This window comes from Knoellia sp. 3-2P3 (genome assembly GCF_029223115.1).
GTDB lineage: Bacteria > Actinomycetota > Actinomycetes > Actinomycetales > Dermatophilaceae > Pedococcus_A.
This window is the reverse complement of sequence record NZ_JARGZE010000001.1, coordinates 1,046,148-1,071,545: the sequence shown is the minus strand read 5'-3', so window position 1 is coordinate 1,071,545 and position 25,398 is coordinate 1,046,148. Positions and strand designations below refer to the sequence as shown.

Sequence of the window (25,398 nt, the reverse complement as noted above, 5' to 3'; positions counted from 1 at the left end):
GGCACTCAGCCGTCCAGGTCGGGACTCGCGTCGATGACGCAGAAGCGGTTGCCGTCGGGGTCCTCGAGCACGACGTAGTCGTACGGCTCGTCGGGGTAGGGCCAGTCCTCCACGCGGCGGGCCCCCAGCCCGACCAGCCGCTCGACCTCGGCCGCCTGGTCGTCGGCGTAGAGGTCGAGGTGGACGTGCGGCACCTCGGCCGGGCGGGTCTCGCCGAGGTTCAGCGAGAGGTTCGGGCCGCCGTCGTCGCGTGGCTGGAGGATCACCCAGTCGGGCTCGGGCTCGTAGAGGGGCTCGTAGCCCAGGGCCTGCGACCAGAACGCCGTCGCGGCAGGCACGTCGCTGACGTTGACCACCACCGAGCCGATCCGCAGCCCGGCCCTGCGGCCCACCGTCACGGCCGCTCCCCAAGCCGCAGTTCCATCAGGTCGCCGGTGTCGGACAGTCCCACCCGCTCGCACAGTGACCTCGTGTGCCGTCCGGGGCGCATCTGCAGCGCCGCCAGCCCCTCCGCGCGGGCCCAGTCGCGCGCCGCCGTCAGGAGGAGCTCGCCGATCGCCAGGCCGCGGAACTGCGGGCGCACGAAGAACTGCTCGACCATGAGGCTGCCGCCGCTGCCGCGGTCACCCGGCCAGGGCAGCGGCCGGTGGCGGGTGGTCAGGAGGTAGCCGGCGTGCTCCCCGCTGCACTCGGCAACCCAGACGGGGTGGTCGGCCGCGGCCGCGAGCCAGGCGGAGGCGAACCGGTCGAGGAACCCCGGCTCGGCGGGGGCACCGCGGTGCCGGGCGCACTGCAGCGTCAGCGCAGCGACGACGAGGGCGTCGTCCGGCGCGGCCCGGCGCACCGACGGCTGCGGCGCCTGCTCGGCCACCTGCTCGCTCACCCCCGAAGTCAAGCACGCGGGGCGCAGCCGTGCCCGGCATACGGGCTCGGGCCAGCCGCGTCACCGCCGCGGACGGACAGCACGACGCCCGTACAGTCGATCCTGCACGGGCGTGGTGGTCCGGGGGCTGCGCGGCGCCGCAGCGGAGGGCTACAGCTGGATGCCGAGGCGGCGGGCCGAGCGGGCCCGCTGGCGCGAGGCACGCAGCCGGCGCAGGCGCTTGATCAGCATCGGGTCGGCCTCGAGGGCCGCGGGGTTGTCGATGAGGGTGTTGAGCACCTGGTAGTAGCGGGTGGCGCTCATGTCGAACAGCTCGCGGATGGCCTGCTCCTTCGCGCCGGCGTACTTCCACCACTGGCGCTCGAAGGCGATGATCTCGCGGTCGCGCTCGCTCAGCTCCGCGGCGGCGCTGCTGGTGCCCTGCTCGTGTGCGGCGTTCACTCTCGACCCTCGACCCTGTCGTTTTCCCCGGCGTTGCGCGGGCAACTATACGGAGGGAATCACACGCTTGTCATTCCGCTCTCGAAGACTCGCAGGCGGGGTTCCGGGCGGGAAACCTCCCCCGTCACACCAGTCCCAGAGGTGTCTTGCGACCCCTCCGGTCAGGCCATGGTGTCGAGGATGGCGGTGATGTCGTCCTCGGAGGTGTTGGGGTTGACGACGGCGAACCGGGTCAGCGTCTCCCCGTCGTGGGACGTCGGCACCACGAAGGCGAACTCCTCGGCCAGCAATCGGTCGGACCACTCCTGGTACTGCTGCGGCGTCCAGCCCAGCCGGCGGAAGACGACGACGGAGAGGTCGGGCTCGCGCACCACCTCGAGGTAGTCGCGGCGGCGGATCTCCTCGGTGGCGAACCGGGTCACCGCGAGCGTCCGCTCGATGGCCTCGGTGTAGGCGCGCGTGCCGTGAGTGGCCAGGGAGAACCAGAACGGCAGGCCGCGGGCCCGGCGGGTCAGGCCCACGGCGTAGTCGGTGGGGTTCCACTCCGGGGCCTCGGTGAGCACGTCGAGGTAGGACGCCTTCTGGGTGTGTGCGGCCCGGGCCCACGCCGGCTCGCGGTAGATCAGGGCGCAGCAGTCGAACGGCGCGAACAGCCACTTGTGCGGGTCGACGATGAACGAGTCGGCCAGCTCGATGCCGCGGTAGCGCTCGCGCACCGACGGCGCCGCGAGCCCCGCTCCCCCGTAGGCGCCGTCGACGTGGAACCAGATGCCGAACTCGTGGCACACCTCGGCGACCGAGGCGAGGTCGTCGATGATGCCGAAGTTGGTCGTGCCACAGGTGGCCACGACCGCGAAGAACGTCTCGGGCCCGTGGGCGAGGAGCACCTCGCGCAGCCGGTCGCCGGTCAGCCGCCACTGGTCGTCGACGTGGACGCCGACCATCTCGGCGTCCATGACCTGGCACGCCGAGTCGATCGAGGAGTGGGCGGCCAGCGTCGCCGCCACGCGCCACGGCCGGGCGCCCGCGCCGCTGCGCCCCTCGAGCCTGGCGCGCGCCCGGGCCTTCTCCCGCGCGGTGACGAGGGCCGAGAGGTTGCCGATGGTGCCACCGGGGGTGAACACCCCGCCTGCCCCCTCCGGGAACCCCGCGAGGTCGGCGAGCCACCGCAGGGCCTGGTTCTCGGCGTAGACCGCACCGGCGCCCTCGAGCCACGAACCCCCGTAGATGGAGGAGGCGCCGACGACGAGGTCGAACATCGCCGCCGCCTCGGTCGGGGCGCACGGGATGAAGCTGAGGTAGCGCGGGTGGTCGGTGGAGATGCAGGCCGGCGCGAGGTCCTCCTCGAACAGCTTCAGCGCCGCCAGGCCCCCGATGCCGTCAGGGGTGATGGTCTGACCGGCGATGCGGTCGAGCTCCTCCTCGCTGCGCGGGCCGTCGAGCGGCACCGGGTCGAGCTTCAGGCGGTCCTCTGCGTACTTGAGGACCGCCTGGCCGAGGGCGTGGAGTGACTCATCGTGGAACCCGTGCACGCCGTGGAGTCTAGGCCCCCAGGAGCTTCGCCTTCTGGGCGGCGAACTCCTCCTCGGTGAGGATGCCCTGCGTCTTGAGCTCGGCGAGCTCCTTCAGCTGGGCGATGGTGTCGCCGCTGCTCGCCGGCGCCGCGGCAGGCGCTGGAGGTGGCGGGGCGGCCGCGGCCTGCTGGTCGGCGTAGGCCTGCTCCCGCTGGGCGTAGATGTTGGCGTCGCGTGTGGCGTACTTCTCCGCCTGGCGGCGCTGCACGCGTCCGCTGACCGCCGTCGCCGTTCCGGCGACGACCGCCGTGCGGGCGACTCCTCGCAACAGTCCTGGCATCGCGTCCTCCTCAGGCGCTCTCGGCACTCTCGGTGCCCTCGATGGCCTCCAGGGCCTCCATGACGACCGGCGCGGGGATGCGCGCGCTCGCGATGAGCTCGCCGCCGCTGTTGCGCGCAGCGGCGACGAAGGGGATGGCCCAGCTGTTCTCGTAGACGATGAGGGCGGCCACCGTGCCCGGCCGCATGGCCGACGACGCCTCGTCCACGTCGTCGTCGCCGAGGAGCCCGCTGCGGGCGCCGGAGAAGTACGCGAAGCCGTCGACCCCGGAGGGGTCGCCGAGCTCGAGGACCTCCACCGAGCCGTCCTCGTTCTTGCTGATCACCAGCAGGTCGTAGAGGCGGATGGTGCCGCGCTCCACCAGGTCGAGCAACGCCTGGCTCGCCTCCCCCGTGAGCTGGTCACGGGGGAACTCGAGGAGGACGAAGTCGATGGGCCCGTGGACGTCGGACGACGCGGTCGTGGGTGCGGTCGAGGTCACGGTGGACTTCCTTTCCGTCAGATGTGGTGAGGACCCGCTACTTCCCGGCCGGCATCTCGCCCGCCTGGAGGATGTCGCGGCCGTGCATGGTCACGGCCCAGATGACGAACACGTTGAAGGCGATGACCGTCAGGCTCCAGATGGGGTAGTACGGCATCCAGAGGAAGTTGGCGATGATGCTCAGCGACGCCACGATGACGGCGACGGTGCGCGCCCACGTGGCGCCCTGGAACAGGAAGAAGCCCGCGGTGGCGACGACCGCGCCGAGCACCAGGTGCGCCCAGCCCCATCCGGTCATGTCGAAGGTGAAGACATACTCTTTGCCCACGACGAAGAACTCGTCGTTGACCAGGGCGACGATGCCCTGGATGGCGTGGAAGACGCCGCTCATGATCATGAGGATTCCGGCGAAGACGGTCACGCCCACGGCGCCCGCGCTGTATTCGCGGGTGCTGGCCGTGGCCCGACCCGGAGTGGTGGTAGCCATGGTGGCCTCCGTCCGATGCGCGCGCCTTGGGCGCGCTGGGTTTCACTGACACTGCCGTTGTATGCCGCGTGGCCACCGGCCGCCTCACCCCTGTGGGGTGAACTGGGCTCGTCAGGGCTGCGGCTGGGACTTGTCGCTGAGCTGCAGCTGCCGCTCCTGCGCCGACTCCGGCTCGCCGGCACCGGGCTGGACGGCCGCGCCCGCGTCGGCCGACCCGGCCCCGGCGGCAGCACCCTCACCGGTGCCGGCGCCGCCCTCGGGGGCCGGCGGCGTCGCAAGGAACTCGATGAGCGCGAGCGCGACGGCGACCACGACCGCCGTCACCACGACGACCGTCACGGTGGGCCGGGTCCAGAACAGCAGGACCAGGCCGGCGACGATGAAGGTGCCCAGGCGCAGGGCCCTCTTCCGGCTCCAGGCCCAGACCCCGAAGCGGCCGGTGTGCCACCCGGCTGCCTCTGCGCCGGTGCGGGCCGAGCCGATCCCGTGGGTCAGCGTCGAGCGGGTCCGGGAGGCCGCGGTCGACGGGCCCAGGAGGAAGGCCGCCAGGGCGGCGAGGAGCCCGGCCACGGCCAGGGCACGGGCGCCGGTCCGCAGGAAGCGCACCAGGGTGTCGAAGACGTTGCCGGCAGCCTGCTCGTCGAGCACACCGCCCGGCAGGGCGTTCACGTAGGCAGCCCGGGCCAGGGCCAGGCCCACCCCGAAGAGAAGCAGGGCGCCGACGACCCCCAGCGAGCCCCTCAGCACGGCGCGCCGGCGGTCCCGCGCGAGGAACACACCCGCGGCGAACATCGCGAGGGCGATGACGGGCAGCCAGACGCCCAGGGTGTTGAGGAGCCGGTAGGCGCCCTGGGCGTTGGTGACCGTCTCGGACTGGACCAGGACGAACGACCGGTCGACCGTGGGCACCCGCTCGGCGAGGGTGAATCCCTCGCTGACGAGGCGCTGCTTCACCTGGTCGATGATCGGTGCGAGGTTGAGGGTCACGGTGTCGCCCTGGGCGCTCACCGCACCGCCCTCGTTGCCCTCGAGCAGGTTCACCAGCTGCTCGTGGGCCACGGTGTTCACCCGCTCCCACAGCTGCGCGAACTGCGGGCTCTGGACGAGCCGGGTGATCTGCGTCCGCGTGAAGCTCTCGACACCGTTGGTGATGGGCACCGCCAGGCCGGGCAGCACCGCGGCCACGCGAGGTGGCACGTTCTCCTGCTGGGCCAGCGTCTCCAGCGTCTCGCGGGTGAAGGTCTCGATGTCGAGACCCTCGAGCACCGCCCGGGTGACCTCGTCGGCCACTGCAGCCTGCACGGCCGGGTCCTCCGCCAGCGGCGCCACGGTCTGCACGTACTGCTCGGTGTCGGAGACCTGCGTGCTCGCCCAGACCGCCGTCACCGACAGCGGCGCCAGCACGCAGGCGAATACGAGGAGCATCGCGGATCCCACGGCATACCAGGCGGAGCGCTTGTGGTCCCTCGCCAGGTGGGCCGACCCCCTGGCGGTGGTGAGCTCACCCTCGAGCTCGGCGACGCGCGCGCGCAGGCGCTCGACCTCTGTGGTGTCGTCCATGGCACAGCCTTCTTCCAACGCGTCGGTCTGGTGCCACTCCACCGTCACCCCGCGGTCCTGCCCGGACATCACCCTGCCGGGGTGATGCCCGGCACCGACCACCGCCCGACGCTGGGGACATGAGAAGGACCAGAACCTTTGCCGGCGCCGTCGTCTGGCTCGCGCTGGTGCCCGCGGGACTCGCGAGCTGCGGGGGCGCCGAACCGCCCGCCTTCTGCCAGGACCTCGACGCGCTCGCAGCGTCGATGAACGCCCTGCGCGAGACCGACGTCAGCGCCGAGAACGCGGACGAGGTCAAGACCAAGCTCCAGGCCATCGGCGACGACCTCAACCAGCTGTCGGACACGGCCAAGCAGGAGTTCGAGCCGCAGATCAGCGAGGTGAAGAAGCAGGCCGCGGAGCTCCAGACGAGCTTCGGCGCCGCCACGGCGGCCCCGTCCGAGGACTCGGTCGCGGCGGCGCGCAGGGACGTCGGCGAGCTGAAGAACGCCTTCCTCGACCTCGAGGCGGCCCTGCAGGCCAGCTGCTGATCGGTGCGGCACGACGGCGTGCACGCCCTCGAAGTCACCCCTCGCAGATGAGGTGAGACCAGCGGCGCGAGATCAGACTTTGAGGTGAGAGAGCCCTCTCTCCGAGGCCCGCATTTCACAGATAGGAGCCTGGAATGGATTTCTGGGACGTTGTGTGGTTCATCATCATCAGCTTCGCGTTCGTGGCCTACCTGATGGTCATGTTCTCGATCCTCACGGACCTGTTCCGGGACCGCGAGACCGGGGGCTTCGCCAAGGCTGTGTGGGTCATCGCCCTGATCTTCCTGCCGTTCCTCACCGCCCTGATCTACCTCGTGGCCCGTGGCCGCGGAATGGCGGATCGGTCCATGAAGGAGGCCAAGTCGCTGCAGCAGCAGCAGGAGGCCTACATCAAGGACGTGGCCGGCAAGGCCAGCCCGGTCGACCAGGTCGCGCAGGCCCGGCGGATGCTCGACGCAGGGGAGATCTCCCAGGCGGAGTACGAACGCCTCAAGGAGAAGGCCCTGGCCTGATCCGGGTCCTCAGGCTCCCAGCGAGGCTCCCGCGCCCCGGTGCGCGCGGGAGCCTTCGTCTGCGGGCTCGCGGTGACTGCGCACCTCGATACCGGCCCCACCCGTGCCCGCCGCCCACGCGCTCCCACCGATGACGTAGCGGCTCTCCCCCATGAGGACCATGGACATCCATGACCTAGGGCCCGGCGCTCCCCTCCCTAGTGCTCATGGCCCACCCCGCCCGCCGCTGCCTAGCCTGAAGTCGCAGGCGCCGACCAGGCGTCCCATCCACTCGAGCAGGCGGGGGAGAAGGGCCCATGGTGTGATGCCGTCGAGGCCGAAGCAGCCGGGACCGAGCTCGCGGACCGCCACGCTGTCACTGCTCTCGGCAGCCCGGTACGGCATACCCGAGCTGCCCTCACCGCACGTCGCCCGACCGCGCCTGCTGTCCGCCATGGCCGCCTCGGAACACACCCCGCTGACACTCGTCAGCGCACCGGCGGGAACCGGCAAGACCACCCTCGTGGCGGACTGGGCGCGCCAGCGGCTGCTTCGGTCGCCGACGGGCTGGGTGACCTTCGACGACGGTGACGACTCGCTGTGGCCCGACCTCGTGCTGTGCCTGGGACGACTGGGCGTGCCCGTGCCCCCAGTGCACACAGGCAGCACCGGTACGACTCGACTCTCCCGGTCGCAGCTCACCGCCCTCGCAGAGGGCATCGCATCCGCACCCCGGCGCCTGACGGTCGTGCTCGACGGATACGACCTGGTGCGACCCGACGAGGCGCGGGAGCTGCACTACCTCCTCGAGCACGCCACTGGCCGGCTGGGGCTGGTCCTGGTGACGCGGGTCGACCCGGTGCTGCCGCTGTACCGGTACCGGCTGGACGACGCCCTGGTCGAGCTGCGCGTGGCGGACCTGGCGTTCGACGACAGTGAGGCCTCCGCCCTGCTCCGCGGTGCCGGGGTGGCGCTCGATGCGGAAGTGCTCCACGCCGTCAACACGAGGGTCCGCGGCTGGGTGGCGGGCCTGCGGTTCGCGGCGCGCGCCCTGGCCGGCCAGGACGACGTCGACAGGTCGGCGGCCTCGGCCGTCACCTCGGCCGTCGACATCAACGAGTACCTGGTGGGCGAGGTCCTGGACGTGCAGACCCCGGAGGTGCGCGACTTCCTGCTCGAGACCGCGGTGGCCGACGTGCTCTCACCAGCCCTGGTCACCGAGCTGCGCGGACCGGAGGCCGGCCACGTCCTCGCGGGGCTGGGCCACCCCAGCACCTTCGTCGAGCCGGTGCCGGGGCAGCCCGGCTGCTTCCGCTACTACCCCTTCTTCAAGGAGCTGCTCCAGGCCCAGCTCGCCTACGAGCGACCGCAGCGCTGGGCCGAGCTGCACCGCACCACAGCCACCTGGTGCGAGCGGGAGGGCCTGCCGGACCGCGCCCTGTCCCACCTCGCGGCCATCCACGCGTGGCATGAGGTCGCCGCCCTGATCGTCGCCGCCGACCGCGTTGCGGTGCTGCTCTCGGAGGGAGACCTCGCCGGACCCCTGTGGTCTGCGGCGACCCGGCTGCCCCGCGAGCTCGAGGCGCCGGAGGCCTGTGCCGTCCGAGCCGCCGTGGCGCTCGCGCTGGGTGACGCCCACACCTGCGCCAGGGAGCTGGCCACGGCCAGGGCGGTGGTGCGCACCGCGCCGGCCGAGGCGGCCCACTCCGCGGCTCCCTCCGTGGTGATGGCCACCCTCGCCGTCATCGACGTCGCCCGGGCGACCATGGACGGGAGCGCGGACGAGGCGGCGGTGCTGGGTGAGGTGGCGGCGGAGGCGCTCGAGCACGCCCACCTCACGTCTCTGGGTGTCGGCAGCCCCGGACTGGCCGCCCTGCTGGCGCGGTGCCGGGGCGTCACCGCCATGCGGCGCGGCGACGCCCGCCGCGCACGCGCCGTCCTGCACGAGGCGGCGGCCTCGGCCGGTGAGGGCAGCGGTATGCCGTCCGGCATACGCGCGGACGTCCTCGGGCACCTCGCCGTCGTGGACGCCTTCGAAGGCCACCTGGCGCGGGCGGCGCGGACCGCGGAGGAGTCCCTGGCCCTCTCCGACGGCAAGCGGTCGGCAGCGGTCTGCCACGGTGAGGCCGCCGCCCACATAGCGCTGGGCACCGTCGCCCTCGAGCGTTGTCACGCCAAGCAGGCCCGACACCACGTCTCCGTGGCCTTCACCTCCCCCGCCCTCTGCGGGCACCCCCTGTGCCGGGCCCTGGCCGAGATCGTGCTCGCCGGCGTCGAGCGCGCTGCCGGGAGCGCGCAGGCGGCCCTGACCCGGCTCGAGGCCGCCGCCGACGCCGCAGGGAAGACCGACCCGTGGCTGGCCGACCGGCTGCGGGTGGAGGCCGCGCGGCTGTGCCTCGCCGGCGGCCGGACGGAGCTGGCGCTGGACTCCCTCGACGCGGTCGAACACCAGGGCATGCCGCAGGCGGCCACCGTGGCCGCCGCGGCCTTCGCCGAGCTGGGGCGCTTCACGGCCGTCGAGGACAGGCTCGCGCACCTGCGGCGCAACGCCACGAACCCGCAGACCGAGGTCATCTCGCTCCTGGCCGAGGGCGCGCGCGACCTGCACCAGCACGCGCCGGTCCGGGCGCACGCCGCGTTGGACCGCGCGCTGCGCCTCGCAGCACCCGAGGGCATGAGACGGCCCTTCCGCGAGGGCGGAGCCATGGTGCAGCGGCTCCTGGCGTCGGACCCGGTCGCCCTGCGCGAGCACGCCTGGCTCACCCAGGGCACGGTCGGCGACAGCCCGGCAGCGGCGGCCACCCACGCCTCCTCGCACGCCCAGCCCCGGGTGACCGAGCCTCTGGTGGAGGAGCTCACGGCGAAGGAGCTGGAGGTGCTGGCGCACCTCGCCGAGCTGCTCACCACGGAGGAGATCGCCGGGCGCATGTTCATCTCGGTCAACACGGTGCGCACGCACGTGCGGAACATCCTGCGCAAGCTCGCGGTCAACCGCCGCAACGCCGCCATCCGCCGTGCTCGTGAGCTGGGTTTGCTGGGCGACCCGGACTCCACCGCCGCCAGCGCCTCCTGACCGCAGGCAGAGTGTGGGCCCCGGGCACCCGTGACCCGATTCATCCTTCCCGGGTGATGCCGCTCCCTCCCCGCACAGGTGTGCTGGAGCAGTACGCAAAAGACGGGCGGGATGTGACGACGGCGATGACGGAACGGTCGTACGAGGTGCGGGTGGCAGGGCTGGTGCCCACCCAGGACCTGCTCGACGAGCTCGGCGACGTGGAGGTCGCCGAGCACGAGTTCCGCACGGTCCTCACCGGCCACTTCACCGACCAGGCTGCCCTGCACGCCTTCCTGCACCGGCTGCGCGCCTTCGGGCTCGAGGTGGTCGAGGTGCGTCGCCTCCCCGGCACCGAGTCGCCGGCCGAAGGGCCGGCTGCCAACGGGACGGCTGACGCGCCATGACCCTGGGCAGCGACCTCACACGCGAGCTGACGTCCGGCACCTACGAGATCACCGTCGCAGGGACGCTCGGCCCGGTGCTGCGGGCTGCCCTGCAACCGCTCGTCTCCACCGCCTCCGGGCCGTGCACCACCCTGCGCACCGCCCTGCAGCGGAGGGGCGACATCGCCGACCTCGTGGCGCTGCTCGACGCCAAGGGGCTCGAGGTCACCCAGATCTCGGTGAGCGGCCCCTCCGCCGGCCGGGTGGCCGTGCACCGGACCTCGCTGCCGGTCACCACTCACCAAGACCGGGTGACGCGCGCCAGGGGCTCGAGGCGTGCACTGAAGAGGTGGCAGGCCACCGGTCGCTGACCGCAGTGCGCCAGCGGGTGCTTCGAGTGCTTGACCTCTTCCCCCCGCTGCGACGCTTGCTGTCCGAGCTGTCGCGGATCGAGCTGATGGACCGCTCGCTCGCGCTGGGGGCGCAGGCCCTGCTCGCCCTCATCCCCATGCTCATGGTGTTGGGCGCTTTCATGCCCGACGTGTGGGTGCAGGGCGTGATGCAGCAGATCCGTGACTTCGTCGGGCTGCGTGACGACGTCATGGAGCCGCTGCGGCAGGTTGCGCTGACGGAGCAGGAGTACCAGGCCGAGACGGGGATCGCCGGACTCGTCGTCTCGCTCCTCTCGGCGTCCAGCTTCTCCCGGGCGCTGCAGCGGATGTACGCCCGGGCCTGGGAGCTGCCGAGCGACCGCGGGGTGCGGGCGCTCCGCAGCAGCCTGCTGTGGATCCTCGGGTGGCTGGTCATGCTCCAGGTGACTGCGCTGCTGCTGCGGTCGATGACGGGCGTACCCAGCACGGGGCTCCTGCGGGGCGTGGTGCAGCTGGCGGCCAACACCCTGCTGTGGTGGTGGACGTCGCGGCTGCTCCTCGGCGCACGGGTGCCGTGGCGCAACCTGCTGCCCGGTGCGGTGCTCACCGCCGCGTTGATGGTCGCCCTCACCAGCCTGTCGGGGGTCTTCATGCCGGCCTTCACGCGCAGCAACCTCGAGCAGTTCGGCCCGCTCGGCGTCGTGTTCGCGATCGGGTCCTGGCTGGTCGTCTTCGGCGGCGTCCTCGTGGTCGCGACCGTGGTCGGGCGGCTGCTCAGCCAGTGGTGGCTGCCGTCAGCGGACGAGGCCGGCCGAACCGTCGTCGGCAGGCGGGGCGGGCGTGGTGGCCCCGCCGCCGGTGCTGACACCCTCGATGCCCGGCTGCCGGGTCGGGATCCCACCCGTGAGGAAGAGGGCCGACAGGGCGATCAGGGACAGGGCGAACAGCGCGGCCCGAAGGCCGGCTAGTCGAGCCGCCGCGTTGTCCTCCATGACCGCCTGCGACGTCTGCGCGTCGACTCCGGCATCCTCGAGAGCGCTCTCGAGCTGGGCGTCGGAGACGAACGGCACACCGGCCGACAACTCGACCTGCGCTCGGGACGACAGGTCGTCAGGGATCGCGGGGTTGCCCTGGATGTCGTTGAAGAACGAGGTCGTCAGCGCCGAGATGAGCACGGCGCCGGCCAGCGCCGTGCCGATGGAGGCGCCGAGGTTGGTCACGGTGTTCTGCAGGCCACCGATCTCGGCGCTCTGCTCGTCGGGCACCGAGGAGACGGTGACACTGCCGAGCTGGGACGCGAGCGCCCCGATCCCCAGCCCAGCGAGCAGCAGCGGCGCGGTGACGACCTCGGGACCTGCCCCCAGCTCCAGGGCGGCCACGAGCGAGACGATCCCGGCGAAGAGCAGGAGGAAGCCGCTGCGGACCACCCGGCGGGGCGAGGCGTTGGGGAAGAACCTCGGGATGCCCACTGCGGAAGCCAGCAGCGCGACCGAGAGGGGAAGGATCCGCACCCCCGTCGCGACGGCGGACAGGCCCAGGGCCACCGAGAGGAAGAGCGGCACGCAGAAGAACAGCCCTGCCTGCAGCAGGTACTGGAAAAAGAAGGAGGTGAGTCCTCCCCGCAGCAGGCGGTTGCGGAGCATGTCCGGGTCGATCAGCGCGGCCCGCCCGGCCGCCAGCCGCCGCCTCTCCCAGGCCAGGAAGAACCACAGCACCAGCCCGCCGCCCAGGACGAGCCAGACCACCGGGGAGGTGCCCAGCCACACGGGCGCGCCGGGCTTGGGCCTGACCACGCCCCACGACCCCGAGCGAAGGATGCCGTAGACCACGAGGCCGAGACCCGTCGCGGACAGCGCCGTGCCCATGAGGTCGAGCCGCACCTCCGGGGCCGGCGGCACGTCCGCCATGCGGCGGGTGAGCAGGAGAATGACGAGCACGATGAGGACCTCGCCGGCGAAGACCCACCGCCAGGACGCGTAGGTCGTCATGAGCCCGCCGATGAGGGGTCCGGCCGCCACCGCGATGGCACCGGACGCCGCGACCAGGCCGTAGGCCCGCGGGCGCTCGGAACGTCCGAAGTTGGTCGCCACGAGCGCGACGATCGCCGGCATGATGAGCGCTGCACCCATGCCTTCCAGCAGCGACCACCCGATGATCAGCACGGTCAGGCTGGGCGCGAGGGAGGTCGTGAGGGACCCGACGCCGTAGATGACACAGCCGATCGCGAACGCCCTCTTGCGGCCGAGGATCTCGCCGATCTTGCCGCCCGTGACCATCAGTGAGGCCATGACCAGCGTGTACAGGGTGATGGCGGTCTGGATGCCGGTCACTGTCGTGTCCACGTCCTCGGCCACGGTGGAGATGGACACGTTCATGACCGAGCTGTCGAGGGTCATGAGGAACTGCGCCGACGACAGGGTGAGCAGCACCGTTCCCGCGGCGGCGGCCGTCGCGGAGCGAGCCGGTGGAGGCGCACTCGCAGAACTCACCCCACCACGGTGCGGACCTGTCCGGCCCCGGGAATCACCCCCGCGGGATGAGCGCGGAGGCCGGCAGTCCCACCACCTCGCGCAGCTCCTCCACCGTGTCGACCACGGCATCGGCTCCGGCGGCCTCCAGCACCGCCGCGTCGACCGCTCCCCACGAGACCCCGATGGCCGCCGTGCCGGCTGCCCGGGCGGCTGCCACGTCCACGGCGGCGTCGCCGACGTAGACGCACTCCGCCGGCTCGGCCCCGAGCGCACGCATCCCGTGCAGCAGCGGGTCCGGCAGCGGCTTGTGCCGCTCGGTGTCCTCGAGGGTCGCCAGCAGGGGTGCAAGGCCCTCGATACCCACGCCGCGCATCGCCAGCAGGGCCGTCTCGCGGCGCTTCGACGTCACCACACCGGTGCGCGCGCCGGCGTCATCGAGGTCGGTGAGCAGGGCAGTCACCCCGGGGTAGGCCCGCAGGAGCCGCTCGGTGTTGGCGATGTTCCACTCACGGTAGACCCGGTCGAGCTCCTCGGCGTGCTCCGGCGCGACGGCGGCGAAGCTCTCGAGCAGCGGGCGCCCGATCCACGAGCGGATCTCCGCCTCGTCGCGCTCGGTGCCCATCACGGTGCGGAACGCGTGGTTGTAGGACGCGACGATGAGGCCGATGGTGTCGGCGAGGGTGCCGTCGAGGTCGAAGAGGACGACCGGCCAGCGCAGGGAGGTCACGCCGTGCACCCTAGATCGACGCACCCTGCCACCGCTCATCGACTAGCCTCGATGCAATGGCCACCACCTCCGTCGACCACCCCCTCGACCACCCGTTGCAGCGGGCGGAGGCCGAGGCGACGGCTGCCCTGCTCAAGGCCGTCGCCGACCCGGTGCGCCTGCAGCTGCTGAGCATCATCCGCAGCGCCGAGGGCAGCGAGGCGTGCGTCTGTGACCTGACCGCCGCAGTCGGGCTCTCGCAGCCCACGGTCAGCCACCACCTGAGAGTCCTCACCGACGCGGGGCTGCTCCACCGCGAGCGCCGCGGCACCTGGGCCTGGTTCCGCCTGGTGCCCGCGCGCCTCGACGACGTGGCCGCGATCTTCCGCTGACCCGCCCCTGCCCGCCCCCGAACTGGCGGTATGCCGCGTGGCCGGCCACGCGGCATACCGCCCGGTGGCAGCGCACACGGTCGGTCTAACTTGGTGCCATGCCCACCCGCCCCCTGGCCGACACCGTGCACCCGAGCTGGGCAGCCGCCCTGGAGCCGGTGGCCCAGACCATCGCCGGGCTGGGGGCGTTCCTGCGCGAGGAGCTCGCCGCGGGACGCAGCTACCTCCCGGCGGGAGGACATGTGCTGCGCGCGTTCGAGAGGCCGCTCGACGACGTGCGGGTGCTCATCGTGGGCCAGGACCCCTACCCCACCCCGGGGCACGCGGTCGGGCTGTCGTTCTCGGTCGCGCCTGACGTGCGCCCACTCCCCCGCAGCCTTCAGAACATCTACACCGAGCTGTCCACCGACCTCGGCGTCGCCCAGCCGACGACCGGTGACCTCTCGCCCTGGGCGGACCGCGGCGTGCTGCTGCTCAACCGGGTCCTGACCGTGCGCCCCGGCGCGCCCGCCAGCCACCGCGGCAGGGGCTGGGAGTCGGTGACCGCGCGGGCGATCTCGGCCCTGGTGGAGCGGGGCGGCCCCATGGTCGCCATCCTGTGGGGACGCGACGCCCGCAGCCTGGTGCCCCACCTCGGTGGGATCCCGTGCATCGAGAGCCCCCACCCGTCGCCGCTGTCGGCGCGCTCGGGCTTCTTCGGCTCCCGGCCCTTCAGCCGGGCCAACGAGCTGCTGCGACGACAAGGGGCCGACCCGATCGACTGGAGCCTGCCGTGACCGACCTGACCGACGCACGCCGCGACGAGCCGGCCGGCACCGGCACCGAGCTGCCCGAGGCCACCCACCTGCCCGAGGCCGGGCGGACGTGGCGGCGCTACGTCGCGATCGGTGACTCGTTCACCGAGGGGATGTCCGACCCGAACCCTGCTGAGGAGGGTCGCTACATCGGCTGGGCCGACCGGCTCGCCGAGCACCTGGCCCTGCTGGCCCGGGAGGCCGGGCACGACTTCGCCTACGCCAACCTCGCCGTCCGGGGACGGCTGCTCGCCGACGTGACCGGGCCCCAGCTCGACGCCGCCCTCGCGCTCGGCCCGGACCTGGTCTCGATGGTCGGCGGGGGCAACGACATCCTGCGCCCGAGGGCCGACCTCGACGCCATCGCAGCACGGCTCGAGGACGCCGTAGTGCGCCTCCAGGAGGCCGGTGCGGACGTGCTGCTGGCGACGCCGGTCGACCCCGCCGACGCGCCCCTGATCCGGCACCTGCGCGGACGGCACGCCATCCACACGGCCAACATCTTCAGCATCGCCCAGCGGCGCGGGTGCTACGTCGTCAACCAGTGGGGGATGCACGCGCTGCGCGACTGGCGGATGTGGGCCGAGGACCGGATCCACATGACCAGCGAGGGCCACCGCCGGGTCGCCCTGAGCGCGCTGTCGGCACTGGGACACCGCACCGACCGGGCCGACTGGACGACGCCGCTGCCCGACGCGCCGGTGCTGAGCCGCCGAGAGTGGGCCGCCGCGAACGCCGCCTGGGCGCGACAGCACCTCGCACCCTGGGTGCAGCGCCGGCTGAGGGGCGAGTCGTCGGGCGACGCGGTGGTGGCCAAGCGCCCCCGGCTGGAGCCGGTCCAGCCCCGCTGACTGCGATCCGCGGCGACCGCAGTTTGACGCATCTGCGGTGACTATGATCGATCCATGACGCATCTGCGGATCTCCGATGCCGCCGCCCTGCTGGGCGTCTCAGACGACACCGTGCGCCGCATGGTCGACTCCGGCCGCCTCGCCGCGCAGCGCGACCTCTCGGGCCGCCTGGTCGTCGAGGGGGCCGCGCTCGCCGCGGTGGCGCAGGAGGTCGCCACCCCGGCGCCGGTGGGGAGCGTCGCCGACGAGTCGGCCCGCAACCGGATGCGCGGCATCGTCACGCGCGTCGTCAAGGACCGGGTGATGGCGCAGGTGGAGCTGCAGGCCGGGCCGTTCCGGATCGTGTCGCTCATGTCCGCCGAGGCCGTCGACGAGCTCGGCCTCGAGGTGGGCTCCGTCGCGGTGGCCAGCATCAAGTCGACCCATGTCATCGTCGGGGTGCCGGCGTGACGCGTCGCGGCAGCACCCCGGGAGGCGCCGTCACTCCGGCCGCTGCCCGGTCGGTCGTGCTGGCGACCCTGCTGACGACGCTGCTGGCCACCGCCGGGTGCGGCACCGGCGGCAGGTCAGCCGCCGACGGCTCGGGCGTCAGCGCCGCCGGCAACCGTGAGACCGCGACCGTCACGGTGCTCGCGGCGGCCTCGCTGACCGAGCCCCTCACCGCACTGGCGCGGGAGTACGAGCGGCGGCACGACGGCGTGCACGTGGCGTTGAGCTTCGGCTCGAGCACGACGCTCGCCCAGCAGGTGGCCGAGGGCGCCCCGGCCGACGCGGTCGCCTTCGCCGGGACCACCGCCCTGAAGCTGCTACCCCAGGAAATGATCCGGGACGGCGGCACCGCGACGATCGCCCGCAACACGATGGAGGTCGCCACCCCGCCCGACAACCCCGTGAAGGTCCGCAGCCTCGCCGACCTGGGCCGACCGGGACTCGACGTCGTGCTCTGCGCCTCGACGGTCCCGTGCGGCGCGGCCGCCGACGAGGTGCTCGAGCGCGCAGGCATCACGCCCCACGTCGTTTCCCGCGAGGTCGACGTGAAGGCGACCCTGGCCAAGGTGCGGCTCGGTGAGGCCGACGCCGCGGTGGTCTACCACTCCGACGTCGTGTCCGCGAAGGGATCCGTCCACGGCGTCCCGATTCCGGAGGCCCAGAACACCACGCTCGACTACCCGCTGGTGTGGCTCGACGCAGATCCGCACACGACCGGTTTCGTCGAGCTGGCCCGCGGCCCCGCCGGCCGCGAGGCCCTGACCGCGGCCGGCTTCCTCGCGCCATGAGCGGTGCGACGACGGAGACGCCGGGGACGGGAACCGCCGGGGCCGGAACCCATGCCCGTCGGCGAGCGACGTCCGGCACCACGCGCATCGGCCTGCTGGTGCCGGCCGGCATCGGGGTCGCGCTGGTGGCCGTACCGCTCCTCGCCCTGCTGCTGCGGGCCGACTGGGCGAAGGTGCTCCACCACCTCGCTGACCCAGCGGTGCTGCCCGCCATCCGGCTGTCCCTGCTCACCACCACAGCCACGGTGGTGCTGGCCGTGGTGCTCGGCACCCCGCTGGCCTGGCTCCTGGCCCGTGCCCGCGGCCGTGCTGCGGCCTGGTTCCGCGCCGTGCTCACCGTGCCACTGGTGCTGCCGCCCGTGGTCGGCGGTGTCGCGCTGCTCCTGGCCTGGGGCCGACGAGGGGTGGTCGGGGCCCCGCTCTACGAGGCCTTCGGGCTCCGAGTGCCGTTCACGCCGGTCGCCGTCGTGCTGGCCGAGCTCTTCGTCGCCATGCCCTTCTACGTCATCGCCGTCGAAGGTGCGATGCGCAGCGTCGACCCCCGGCTGGAGCACGTGGCCGCGACGCTGGGCGCGTCACCGTGGCGGTCGTTCACGCGGGTCGCCCTGCCCCTGGCCCTGCCGGGCATGGCAGCCGGCGCCGCTCTGGCCTGGGCGCGGGCGCTGGGCGAGTTCGGCGCGACCATCACCTTCGCGGGCAACTTCGCGGGCCGCACCCAGACGGCCCCGCTCGCGGTCTATGTCGCCCTCGAGCGTGACCCGCAGGCCGCCATCTCGCTGAGCCTGGCCATGCTGCTGGTGTCGGTCGTCGTGCTCGCCCTGCTGCGGGGACGGTGGGTCCGGTGACCCTCGACGCCACCCTTCGCGTCGACCGCCCCGGGTTCACGCTCGACGCACCGCTCTCGGCGGCCTCCGGCGAGGTGGTCGCCGTCCTCGGACCAAACGGCGCCGGCAAGACGACGGCGCTGCACGCGCTGGCCGGGCTGGCGCCGCTGACCTCCGGCCACGTGCGCGTCGGCGGACGGCTCTGGGAGGGCGACGGCACACACCTGGCGCCACAGGTGCGCGGCACCGGGCTCGTCGCCGCCGACCACCTGCTCTTCCCCCACCTCAGTGCGCTGGACAACGTCGCCTTCGGCCCTCGCAGCCGCGGCGCGTCGCGGTCGGCCGCCCACGCCCGCGCCCGTGCCGAGCTCGACAGCGTGGGCATCGGCGACCTCGCCGACCGCCGACCGCCCTCCCTATCGCACGGCCAGGCCCAACGGGTCGCCCTCGCCCGAGCCCTCGCGACCGACCCCGAGCTCCTGCTCCTCGACGAGCCGCTGTCGGCGCTCGACCCGGTCAGCCGGCCTGCCGTGCGAGCCACGCTCGCCCACCGGCTCAAGGCCTTCGGAGGGGTCACCGTGCTCGTGACGCACGACCCCCTCGACGCCCTCACGCTGGCCAGCCGGCTCGTCTTCATCGAGGGCGGGCGGGTCGTGCAGGAGGGCACGCCCCACGAGGTGGTGGCCCGCCCGCGCGACCGCTACGTCGCCGACGTCGTCGGCCTCAACCTGTATGCCGGCGAGGCCGCAGACGGCCAGAGCGTCGAGACCGAATTCGGTCCCGTGGTCACCGCCGGTTACGAGCACCGTGGCCCCTCGTGGGCCGCCTTCTCGCCTGCCGCCGTCGCGCTGTACCTGTCCCGGCCGGACGGGTCGCCCCGCAACACCTGGCCCGTGACCGTCTCCGCGGTCGAGCTGGCCGGGCAGACCGCCCGGGTCCTCTGCACGGGGGCCCTCGAGGTGAAGGCGGAGGTGACGGCGGCGTCCGTCGCCTCCCTGCGGCTCCAGCCGGGGCTGCAGGCGTGGGCCACCGTAAAGGCGTCCGAGGTGCGGGCCTACCCAGCCTGAGCCCCCCACCTCAGCGATTGAGGTGCTTGGACGTCCTACTACTACCCTGACGCCATGCCAGCCACACGGATCATGCCCACCGAGGACGGCCAGGACCTCATCGACCTGACCCGGGAGATCTGTGACAAGGAGCTCCGGCCACGGGTCGACGAGGCCGAGCGCGCGGCAGCCACCACGCCCGCGCTGCCGACGGAGGTGTTCCGCACCCTCGGCCGGGCCGGCCTGCTCTCGCTCCCCTACCCCGAGGAGCTCGGCGGCGGCGACCAGCCCTACGAGATCTACCTGCAGGTCGTGGAGGAGATCGCCTCCGCCTGGATGAGCGTGGCCGTCGGCGTCTCGGTGCACAGCCTCACCTGCTACCCGGTCGCCACCTTCGGCACAGACGAGCAGAAGGCGGCCCTGCTGCCGGGCATGCTCTCCGGCGAGCAGCTCGGCGCCTACTGCCTCTCCGAGCGCGCGGCCGGCTCCGACGTCGCGGCGATGACCACCCGGGCGACGCCGGACGATGAGGCCAGTCCCACGGCATACCGGATCAAGGGCACCAAGTCCTGGATCTCGCACGCCGGCCACGCGGACTTCTACACCTCCTTCGTGCGGACGTCGGACGAAGGCGGGCGCGGGCTGTCCTGCTTCGTGGTCCCCGGCGACGCGCAGGGCCTGGCCTTCGGCACGCCGGAACGGAAGATGGGCCTGCACTGCGACACGGTGAGCGAGGTGCACTTCGACGGCGTCACCGTCGGGGCCGACCGGCTCGTCGGACAGCGCGGGCAGGGCATGGCCATCGCCCTCTCCGCGCTCGACTCCGGGCGGCTCGGAATCGCCGCTGCCGCAACGGGTCTCGCACAGTCAGCGCTCGATGCAGCAGCCATCTACGCCAACGAACGCGAGCAGTTCGGCAAGCCCATCGGCCAGCACCAGGGGCTGGCGTTCCTGCTGGCCGACATGGAGGCCGCCGTCACCTCGGCTCGGGCGACCTACCTGCACGCAGCGCGGCTGCGCGACGCCGGACGCGCCTTCTCCAAGGAGGCGGCCGTCGCGAAGCTCATCTGCACCGACGCGGCCATGAAGGTGACCACCGACGCGGTCCAGGTGCTCGGAGGCTACGGCTACACCCAGGACTTCCCCCTCGAGCGATACATGCGCGAGGCGAAGGTCACCCAGATCTTCGAGGGCACCAACCAGATCCAGCGGCTCGTCATCAGTCGCCAGCTCCTGAAAGGCTGAATCTCCTTGCAGATCAACGAAAACACCGTCGCGCTCGTCACCGGCGGAGCCTCCGGCCTGGGCGGCGCGACCACCCGCCGCCTCCACGCCGCGGGCGCCTCGGTCGTCATCCTCGACCTCCCCTCCTCGCCCGGCAAGGACCTTGCCGACGACCTCGGCGACAGGGTGCGGTTCGCGCCCGCCGACGTGCGCGACGAGGCACCGGTGCAGGAGGCCATCGACGCGGCCCGCGAGATGGGCACCCTGCGGATCGCCGTGAACTGCGCGGGCGTCGGCACCCCCGGCCGGGTCGTCGGCAAGCGCGGCCCGCTGCCGCTCGAGGACTTCAAGACCGTCATCGACATCAACCTGGTCGGCACCTTCAACGTGCTGCGCCTCGCGGCCGCCGCCATGCTCGACAACGAGCCGGTCGACGGCGACCGCGGAGTCGTCGTGATGACCGCCTCCATCGCCGCCTACGACGGCCAGATCGGCCAGGCTGCGTATGCCGCGAGCAAGGGTGGCGTCGTCGGCCTCACCCTCAGTGCTGCTCGCGATTTGGCGGACAAGGCGATTCGCGTCATGACCGTGGCGCCGGGCACCTTCGAGACGCCGATGCTCTCGGGCCTGCCGGGCGACGTGAAGGCCATCCTCGAGGCGCAGGTGCCGCACCCGTCGCGCCTCGGCTCGCCCGACGAGTACGCCAGCCTCGTGGCGCACATCGTCGACAACCCCATGCTCAACGGTGAGGTCATCCGCCTCGACGGCGCGCTGCGGATGCCGCCGCGCTGACCGCCCGTCTCTTCCTCGACGACGCGCCCTGTCCCGCCTCAGCGGGGCAGGGCGCGCTCTTCTGCCACCGAGTTGCCGCCGTCGACGACGATCACCTGGCCGTTGACGTAGGCGGCGCCCGGGGTGGCCAGCCACGCGATGGCAGAGGCGACCTCGTCGGCCGTGCCAGAGCGACCGCTGGGTGTCATCAGCCCCTCGGCCACCTCGTGCTCGGTCTGCGAGCCTGTCGAGATCCAGCCCGGCGCAACGGCGTTCGCCGTGATGCCATGCCGCGCCTCGTCCACGGCGAGCGCCCTGGTGAGCCCGGCCAGCGCCGCCTTGGCCGCGGCATACGCCACCTCACCCCGCATGGCCATCACCGCGCCGGTGACGCTGGCGACCGTGATGACGCGGCCCTGGCCGCTCTCGCGCAGGTGGGGCAGGGCCGCACGGGTGACGAGGTAGGCGGTGTCGAGGTTGCGCCGCAGCGACTCCGACCAGCGCTGCGGGGTCGTGGCGAGCAGGTCGCCCTCGAGGTAGTCGGGGTCCGTGGTCGAGACCATGCCCGCGCTGTTGACCATGACGTCGACGCGTCCGTGGGCCTCGTGGGCCTGTCGCACCGACCGCTCGGCGGTCGCGGGGTCGGTCAGGTCACCGACGAAGCCCTGCGCCGCGATGCCCTCGGCCACCAGCTCTGCCGCTCGCTCGTGGGCGCGCTCCGTCGTGGCGCCGATCACAACGGTGGCGCCGAGGAGGCCGAGGTGGCGCGCCGCGGCATGCCCGATGCCGGTGGGGCTGCCCGCGCCGGTGACGATCGCGACGCGGCCGGTGAGGTCGAACGACGCGGGCAGCAACACCTTGGTCAGACGCAGTTCGCGAAGGCGTCCTCGAGGATGTCGAGGCCCTCGGAGAGCAGCTCGTCGGAGGCCGCGAGAGGGGGCAGGAAGCGGAAGACGTTGCCGAAGGTGCCGCAGGTCAGGGTCACCAGGCCCTCACCGTGGCAGTACTTGTTGATCCGCGCGGTGAGGTCGGCGTCCGGCGTCTTCTTCTCCCGGTCGCTGACCAGCTCGACCGCGAGCATCGCGCCACGGCCACGGATGTCGCCGATGACGCCGTACTTCTCGGCGAGGGCCTGCAGGCGTGGCACGAAGAGCGCCTCGACCGCCTTGGCCCGGCCGCACAGGTCGTCGGCCTTCATCGTCTCGATCGCCGCGAGCGCCGAGGCGCAGGCCACCGGGTTGCCGCCGTAGGTGCCGCCCAGGCCGCCGGTGTGGATGGCGTCCATGACGTCCGCGCGCCCCGTGAGCGCCGCGAGCGGCATACCGCCGGCAATGCCCTTGGCGGTGGTGATGAGGTCGGGCACGACGTCCTCGTGCTCGGAGGCGAACCAGTCGCCGGTGCGGCAGAAGCCGGTCTGCACCTCGTCGGCGATGAAGAGGATGCCGTGCTCGCGGCACCAGTCGGCGACCTTCTTGACGAAGCCGGGAGCCGGCACGATGAAGCCGCCCTCACCCTGGATCGGCTCGAGGATCACGGCCGCGGTGTTGTCCTCGCCGACCTGGGCGTGCACGTCGGAGACGAACGTCTCGAACGCCTCGTCGGCGCAGCGCTCCGCGCCGGTGGGCCAGCGGTAGGGGTAGGCCATCTGCACGCGGTAGACCTCGTTGGCGAACGGCCCGAAGCGGTGCTTGTAGGGCATGTTCTTCGCGGTCAGCGCCATGGTGAGGTTGGTGCGCCCGTGGTAGGCGTGGTCGAACGCGACCACAGCCTGGCGGCCGGTGAAGTGACGGGCCACCTTGACGGCGTTCTCGACGGCCTCGGACCCGGAGTTGAACAGCGCCGAGCGCTTGGCGTGGTCGCCGGGGGTCAGCTCGGCGAGCGCCTCCGCCACGAGGACGTACTCCTCGTAGGGCGTGACCATGAAGCAGGTGTGCGTGAAGTCCTGGATCTGGCGCTGCACCGCCTCGACGACCCGCGGGTTGCCGTTGCCCACCGTGGTGACGGCGATGCCCGACCCGAAGTCGATGAGCTGGTTGCCGTCCGCGTCGACGAGGATGCCGCCGGCGGCCTTCTCGATGTACACCGGGAGCCCGGTGCCGACACCCGCGGAGACCGCGGCGAGCTTGCGCTCGTGCAGGGCCTGCGACTTGGGGCCGGGGATGGCGGTGGTGAGGACACGCTTCTGCTCGATCACCGCTCGATCATAGGCGGCAGCAGGACACGCCCGACAGGGCGGCAGGAACGTCACTGCCGCCCGGTCGGGCGTTGCTGGCGAGGCGTGTCCGCGATGTCCGGGAATCGCCTGCCTGCGGGGAAGCGCCGGCGCGGGGTCAGGCGTGGTCGGACGGTCAGGCGGTGCTGGCCAGCCGGTCGCGCAGCACGTCCTCGAGGACGCTCGGACGGTTCGTGATGACGCCGTCCACGCCGCGGTCGACGACTGCCCCCATGTCGGCCTCCCCGTCGACGGTCCAGGTGAGCACGTCCATGCCCAGCTGGTGCACCCGTGCGACGTAGGCGGCGTCGAAGCTGCGGAAGTTGGGGTTGATCTGGTCTGCCCAGAGCGCGAGCTCGGGCAGCTGTGCCGGGCTCGGGGTACCGAGCAGCCCCACGGGCACCTCCGGCTGCTCCTGCTTGTAGCGCCGCATCGACTCCCAGTCGAAGCTCTGCACCACGAGCCGGTCGGCCGCCGTGGCCGAGGCGACGTAGCCGGGGAACCGGTCGAACTCGTCCGCCACCTCGGCCTCGATGCCGGGGTAGAGGTGCGGCGCCTTGATCTCCATGAGGACGCCGGAGCGGCTCGGGCGCACCACCTCGACCATCTCGGCCAGGGTCGGCACCGGCTCACCGGCGAACTGCGGCGACTTCCACGAGCCGGCGTCGAGCTGCTTGATCTCGGCCAGGGTGAAGTCGCTGACCCGCCACGGCGAACGGTCGGGGAAGACCTGCTCGACGTCGGTCGTTCGGGTCAGCGTGGTGTCGTGCATCAGCACGAGGGCGCCGTCCTTGGAGCGCTGGACGTCGCTCTCGATGAGGTCGCTGCCCTGCTCGATGCCGAGACGGAAGGCGGCGAGCGTGTTCTCCGGGGCCTCGGCGCTGGAGCCGCGGTGGGCGACGTTGACGACACGGACCATGTCGGGCTCCTCCGACATCGAAGCCGCCGACGCGGGAGCGGCGGACACGGCGAGGGTGACGACGGCGGCGGTGGTTGCAAGGACGTGCAGGCGCGGATGGCGCACGGTCGGGTCTCCTGAAGGTGAGGGCGATTCGGTTGGTCCTGCACCTCGCACGCTGCCGCGCGCACCTTGCGCCGAGGTGACCACGGGGTGACGCAGCGGCAGGGGGTCGGCGACCAGTCGGGACGAGGGTTCGGGATCCGGTCGATGCGACCGTTCGCCACCGGGCCCGCGCGGTGCTCGCCCGGCTCGATGCACCCGTGCCCAGGAGCGATCGGGTGCCGGCACGGCATCCGCGGTCTAGGTTGGGGCGCATGGCGCCCTCCAAGGCTTCGTCGCCTGCCATCGAGATCGAGGTCGGCCACCGCGACGTGCGCATCTCGAACCCCGACCGCGTCTACTTCCCGGCCCGTGGCGAGACGAAGCTCGACCTCGTCAACTACTACCTGTCGGTCGGCGACGGCATCGTCAACGCGCTGCGCGAGCGGCCGTGCATGCTCCACCGGTTCCCGGAGGGGATCGCCGGCGAGAAGGTGCACCAGAAGCGCGTGCCGCACGGCGCTCCCCCGTGGCTGGAGACGGTGCGGGTGCACTTCCCGCGGTACGACCGCACCGCTGACGAGCTCTGCGTCACCGAGCTGGCGCACGTGATCTGGGCGGTGCAGATGTCGACGGTGGAGTTCCACCCGTGGAACAGCCGGCGTGCCGACACCGAGAAACCCGACGAGTGGCGCATCGACCTCGACCCGATGCCGGAGGCGCCCTTCGACCGCGTGCGCCGGGTCGCCCACGTCGCCCACGAGGTGCTCGACGAGCTCGGTGCCACCGGCTGGCCGAAGACGTCGGGCGGCAACGGCCTGCACGTCTACGTGCGGATCAGGCCCGAGTGGGGCTTCAAGGACGTGCGACGCGCGGCGCTGGCGTTCGCCCGGGAGGTCGAGCGCCGCGCCCCGGACGACGTCACCACCACCTGGTGGCGCAAGGACCGCGACCCGTCGCTGGTGTTCGTCGACTACAACCAGAACGCCCGCGACCACACGATCGCCAGCGCCTACTCCGTGCGCGGCAACCCCGAGGGCACGGTCTCGACGCCCATCCGGTGGGACGAGGTCGACGACGCCGACCCGCGCGACCTCACCATCGCGACGGTGCCCGAGCGGTATGCCGCCCTCGGCGACCTCCACGCCGGGATCGACGAGGCCGTCTTCGACATCAGGCCGCTGCTGGAGTGGGCCGACCGCGACGAGCGGGAGGGCGTCGAGGACCCCGGCGGCCCGAACGAGGCCGGCAACGACTCAGCGAAGCGCTGAGGACCGGCTCGCGCGCACCGGCC

Annotated in this window: 28 protein-coding genes and 1 pseudogene; 16 read left to right on the top strand and 13 right to left on the bottom strand. The window is 72.5% G+C overall.

All coding sequences use genetic code 11. The features are described from left to right. Positions 1-5: 5 nt before the first annotated feature. From P0Y31_RS05220 to P0Y31_RS05185, 8 genes are all read right to left on the bottom strand, one after another. Entirely contained in the window at positions 6-398 is a 393-nt protein-coding gene (locus P0Y31_RS05220) for a VOC family protein (protein WP_275866990.1), read from the bottom strand. Next, positions 395-883 (bottom strand): GNAT family N-acetyltransferase, encoded by a 489-nt coding sequence (locus P0Y31_RS05215; protein ID WP_275866988.1) that lies wholly within the window; start codon positions 881-883, stop codon positions 395-397. The genes P0Y31_RS05220 and P0Y31_RS05215 overlap by 4 nt, the downstream gene beginning before the upstream one ends. 150 nt (positions 884-1,033) lie before the next feature. After that, positions 1,034-1,324 (bottom strand): DUF3263 domain-containing protein, encoded by a 291-nt coding sequence (locus P0Y31_RS05210; RefSeq protein ID WP_275806909.1) that lies wholly within the window; start codon positions 1,322-1,324, stop codon positions 1,034-1,036. 161 nt (positions 1,325-1,485) lie between these two features. Beyond that, complete coding sequence (locus P0Y31_RS05205) at positions 1,486-2,856, bottom strand: pyridoxal-dependent decarboxylase (RefSeq protein ID WP_275806906.1); 1,371 nt, start codon at positions 2,854-2,856, stop codon at positions 1,486-1,488. A 10-nt stretch (positions 2,857-2,866) separates the two neighbouring features. Continuing rightward, a complete protein-coding gene (locus tag P0Y31_RS05200; RefSeq protein ID WP_275866986.1) occupies positions 2,867-3,178 on the bottom strand; it encodes an SHOCT domain-containing protein in 312 nt (103 codons plus the stop codon). Between the two features lie 10 nt (positions 3,179-3,188). Then, entirely contained in the window at positions 3,189-3,659 is a 471-nt protein-coding gene (locus tag P0Y31_RS05195) for a DUF6325 family protein (RefSeq protein ID WP_275866984.1), read from the bottom strand. A gap of 37 nt (positions 3,660-3,696) precedes the next feature. Further along, positions 3,697-4,146 carry a hypothetical protein gene (locus P0Y31_RS05190; protein ID WP_275866982.1) on the bottom strand — a complete coding sequence of 150 codons (450 nt, stop codon included), beginning with the start codon at positions 4,144-4,146 and terminating at the stop codon, positions 3,697-3,699. Positions 4,147-4,257: 111 nt separating this feature from the next. Next, entirely contained in the window at positions 4,258-5,706 is a 1,449-nt protein-coding gene (locus P0Y31_RS05185; RefSeq protein WP_275866980.1) for a hypothetical protein, read from the bottom strand. A gap of 119 nt (positions 5,707-5,825) precedes the next feature. On the opposite strand from P0Y31_RS05185, the gene P0Y31_RS05180 reads away from it, so the two are divergent. The 6 genes and pseudogenes from P0Y31_RS05180 to P0Y31_RS05155 form a co-directional block, all read left to right on the top strand. After that, entirely contained in the window at positions 5,826-6,236 is a 411-nt protein-coding gene (locus P0Y31_RS05180; RefSeq protein WP_275866978.1) for a hypothetical protein, read from the top strand. A gap of 134 nt (positions 6,237-6,370) precedes the next feature. Continuing rightward, entirely contained in the window at positions 6,371-6,748 is a 378-nt protein-coding gene (locus P0Y31_RS05175) for an SHOCT domain-containing protein (RefSeq protein ID WP_275866976.1), read from the top strand. Positions 6,749-7,052: 304 nt separating this feature from the next. Continuing rightward, positions 7,053-9,800, top strand: a complete 2,748-nt coding sequence (locus P0Y31_RS05170; RefSeq protein WP_275866974.1) for a LuxR C-terminal-related transcriptional regulator — start codon at positions 7,053-7,055, stop codon at positions 9,798-9,800. 125 nt (positions 9,801-9,925) lie between these two features. After that, the gene (locus P0Y31_RS05165; protein ID WP_275866972.1) at positions 9,926-10,186 is read left to right on the top strand and encodes a hypothetical protein; all 261 of its coding nucleotides are present in this window, start codon (positions 9,926-9,928) and stop codon (positions 10,184-10,186) included. Then, on the top strand, positions 10,183-10,536 hold the full coding sequence (locus P0Y31_RS05160) for a hypothetical protein (RefSeq protein WP_275866970.1): 354 nt from the start codon (positions 10,183-10,185) through the stop codon (positions 10,534-10,536). Before P0Y31_RS05165 ends, P0Y31_RS05160 begins: the two co-directional genes overlap by 4 nt. A gap of 86 nt (positions 10,537-10,622) precedes the next feature. Then, a pseudogene (locus P0Y31_RS05155) lies at positions 10,623-11,303 on the top strand (YhjD/YihY/BrkB family envelope integrity protein); the annotation flags it as partial. Positions 11,304-11,330: 27 nt separating this feature from the next. Here the strand turns inward: P0Y31_RS05155 and P0Y31_RS05150 are convergent. Both P0Y31_RS05150 and P0Y31_RS05145 read right to left on the bottom strand, forming a co-directional pair. After that, positions 11,331-13,025: an MFS transporter gene (locus P0Y31_RS05150; protein WP_275866968.1), complete on the bottom strand. Its 1,695-nt coding sequence runs from the start codon at positions 13,023-13,025 to the stop codon at positions 11,331-11,333. Between the two features lie 34 nt (positions 13,026-13,059). Further along, positions 13,060-13,734: an HAD-IA family hydrolase gene (locus P0Y31_RS05145; RefSeq protein WP_275866966.1), complete on the bottom strand. Its 675-nt coding sequence runs from the start codon at positions 13,732-13,734 to the stop codon at positions 13,060-13,062. Positions 13,735-13,790: 56 nt separating this feature from the next. Between P0Y31_RS05145 and P0Y31_RS05140 the strand changes: the two genes are divergently transcribed. The 9 genes from P0Y31_RS05140 to P0Y31_RS05100 all read left to right on the top strand — a co-directional run bounded on the left by P0Y31_RS05140 (position 13,791) and on the right by P0Y31_RS05100 (position 20,913). Continuing rightward, on the top strand, positions 13,791-14,105 hold the full coding sequence (locus P0Y31_RS05140) for a metalloregulator ArsR/SmtB family transcription factor (protein WP_275866964.1): 315 nt from the start codon (positions 13,791-13,793) through the stop codon (positions 14,103-14,105). Positions 14,106-14,203: 98 nt separating this feature from the next. Further along, complete coding sequence (locus tag P0Y31_RS05135) at positions 14,204-14,881, top strand: uracil-DNA glycosylase (protein WP_275866963.1); 678 nt, start codon at positions 14,204-14,206, stop codon at positions 14,879-14,881. Positions 14,882-14,949: 68 nt separating this feature from the next. Next, positions 14,950-15,750, top strand: a complete 801-nt coding sequence (locus P0Y31_RS05130) for an SGNH/GDSL hydrolase family protein (RefSeq protein ID WP_275867116.1) — start codon at positions 14,950-14,952, stop codon at positions 15,748-15,750. A 54-nt stretch (positions 15,751-15,804) separates the two neighbouring features. After that, positions 15,805-16,200, top strand: coding sequence for a TOBE domain-containing protein (locus P0Y31_RS05125; protein WP_275866962.1), 396 nt, complete (start codon positions 15,805-15,807; stop codon positions 16,198-16,200). Beyond that, the gene (gene modA, locus P0Y31_RS05120; protein WP_275866961.1) at positions 16,197-17,027 is read left to right on the top strand and encodes a molybdate ABC transporter substrate-binding protein; all 831 of its coding nucleotides are present in this window, start codon (positions 16,197-16,199) and stop codon (positions 17,025-17,027) included. Before P0Y31_RS05125 ends, modA begins: the two co-directional genes overlap by 4 nt. After that, on the top strand, positions 17,024-17,872 hold the full coding sequence (locus tag P0Y31_RS05115) for an ABC transporter permease (RefSeq protein WP_275866960.1): 849 nt from the start codon (positions 17,024-17,026) through the stop codon (positions 17,870-17,872). The genes modA and P0Y31_RS05115 overlap by 4 nt, the downstream gene beginning before the upstream one ends. Continuing rightward, complete coding sequence (locus P0Y31_RS05110) at positions 17,869-18,918, top strand: ABC transporter ATP-binding protein (protein ID WP_275866959.1); 1,050 nt, start codon at positions 17,869-17,871, stop codon at positions 18,916-18,918. The genes P0Y31_RS05115 and P0Y31_RS05110 overlap by 4 nt, the downstream gene beginning before the upstream one ends. A gap of 54 nt (positions 18,919-18,972) precedes the next feature. After that, complete coding sequence (locus tag P0Y31_RS05105) at positions 18,973-20,142, top strand: acyl-CoA dehydrogenase family protein (RefSeq protein WP_275866958.1); 1,170 nt, start codon at positions 18,973-18,975, stop codon at positions 20,140-20,142. A 6-nt stretch (positions 20,143-20,148) separates the two neighbouring features. After that, a complete protein-coding gene (locus tag P0Y31_RS05100) occupies positions 20,149-20,913 on the top strand; it encodes an SDR family NAD(P)-dependent oxidoreductase (RefSeq protein ID WP_275866957.1) in 765 nt (254 codons plus the stop codon). 38 nt (positions 20,914-20,951) lie between these two features. Here P0Y31_RS05100 and P0Y31_RS05095 read toward each other — a convergent pair whose 3' ends face one another. From P0Y31_RS05095 to P0Y31_RS05085, 3 genes are all read right to left on the bottom strand, one after another. After that, the gene (locus P0Y31_RS05095) at positions 20,952-21,749 is read right to left on the bottom strand and encodes an SDR family NAD(P)-dependent oxidoreductase (RefSeq protein WP_275866956.1); all 798 of its coding nucleotides are present in this window, start codon (positions 21,747-21,749) and stop codon (positions 20,952-20,954) included. 5 nt (positions 21,750-21,754) lie between these two features. Continuing rightward, the gene (gene gabT, locus P0Y31_RS05090; RefSeq protein ID WP_275866955.1) at positions 21,755-23,086 is read right to left on the bottom strand and encodes a 4-aminobutyrate--2-oxoglutarate transaminase; all 1,332 of its coding nucleotides are present in this window, start codon (positions 23,084-23,086) and stop codon (positions 21,755-21,757) included. A 154-nt stretch (positions 23,087-23,240) separates the two neighbouring features. Next, positions 23,241-24,128: a glycerophosphodiester phosphodiesterase family protein gene (locus tag P0Y31_RS05085; protein WP_275866954.1), complete on the bottom strand. Its 888-nt coding sequence runs from the start codon at positions 24,126-24,128 to the stop codon at positions 23,241-23,243. 251 nt (positions 24,129-24,379) lie between these two features. Here P0Y31_RS05085 and ligD point away from each other — a divergent pair, with 251 nt between their 5' ends. Beyond that, positions 24,380-25,375: a non-homologous end-joining DNA ligase gene (ligD, locus tag P0Y31_RS05080; protein WP_275866953.1), complete on the top strand. Its 996-nt coding sequence runs from the start codon at positions 24,380-24,382 to the stop codon at positions 25,373-25,375. Positions 25,376-25,398 lie beyond the last annotated feature (23 nt).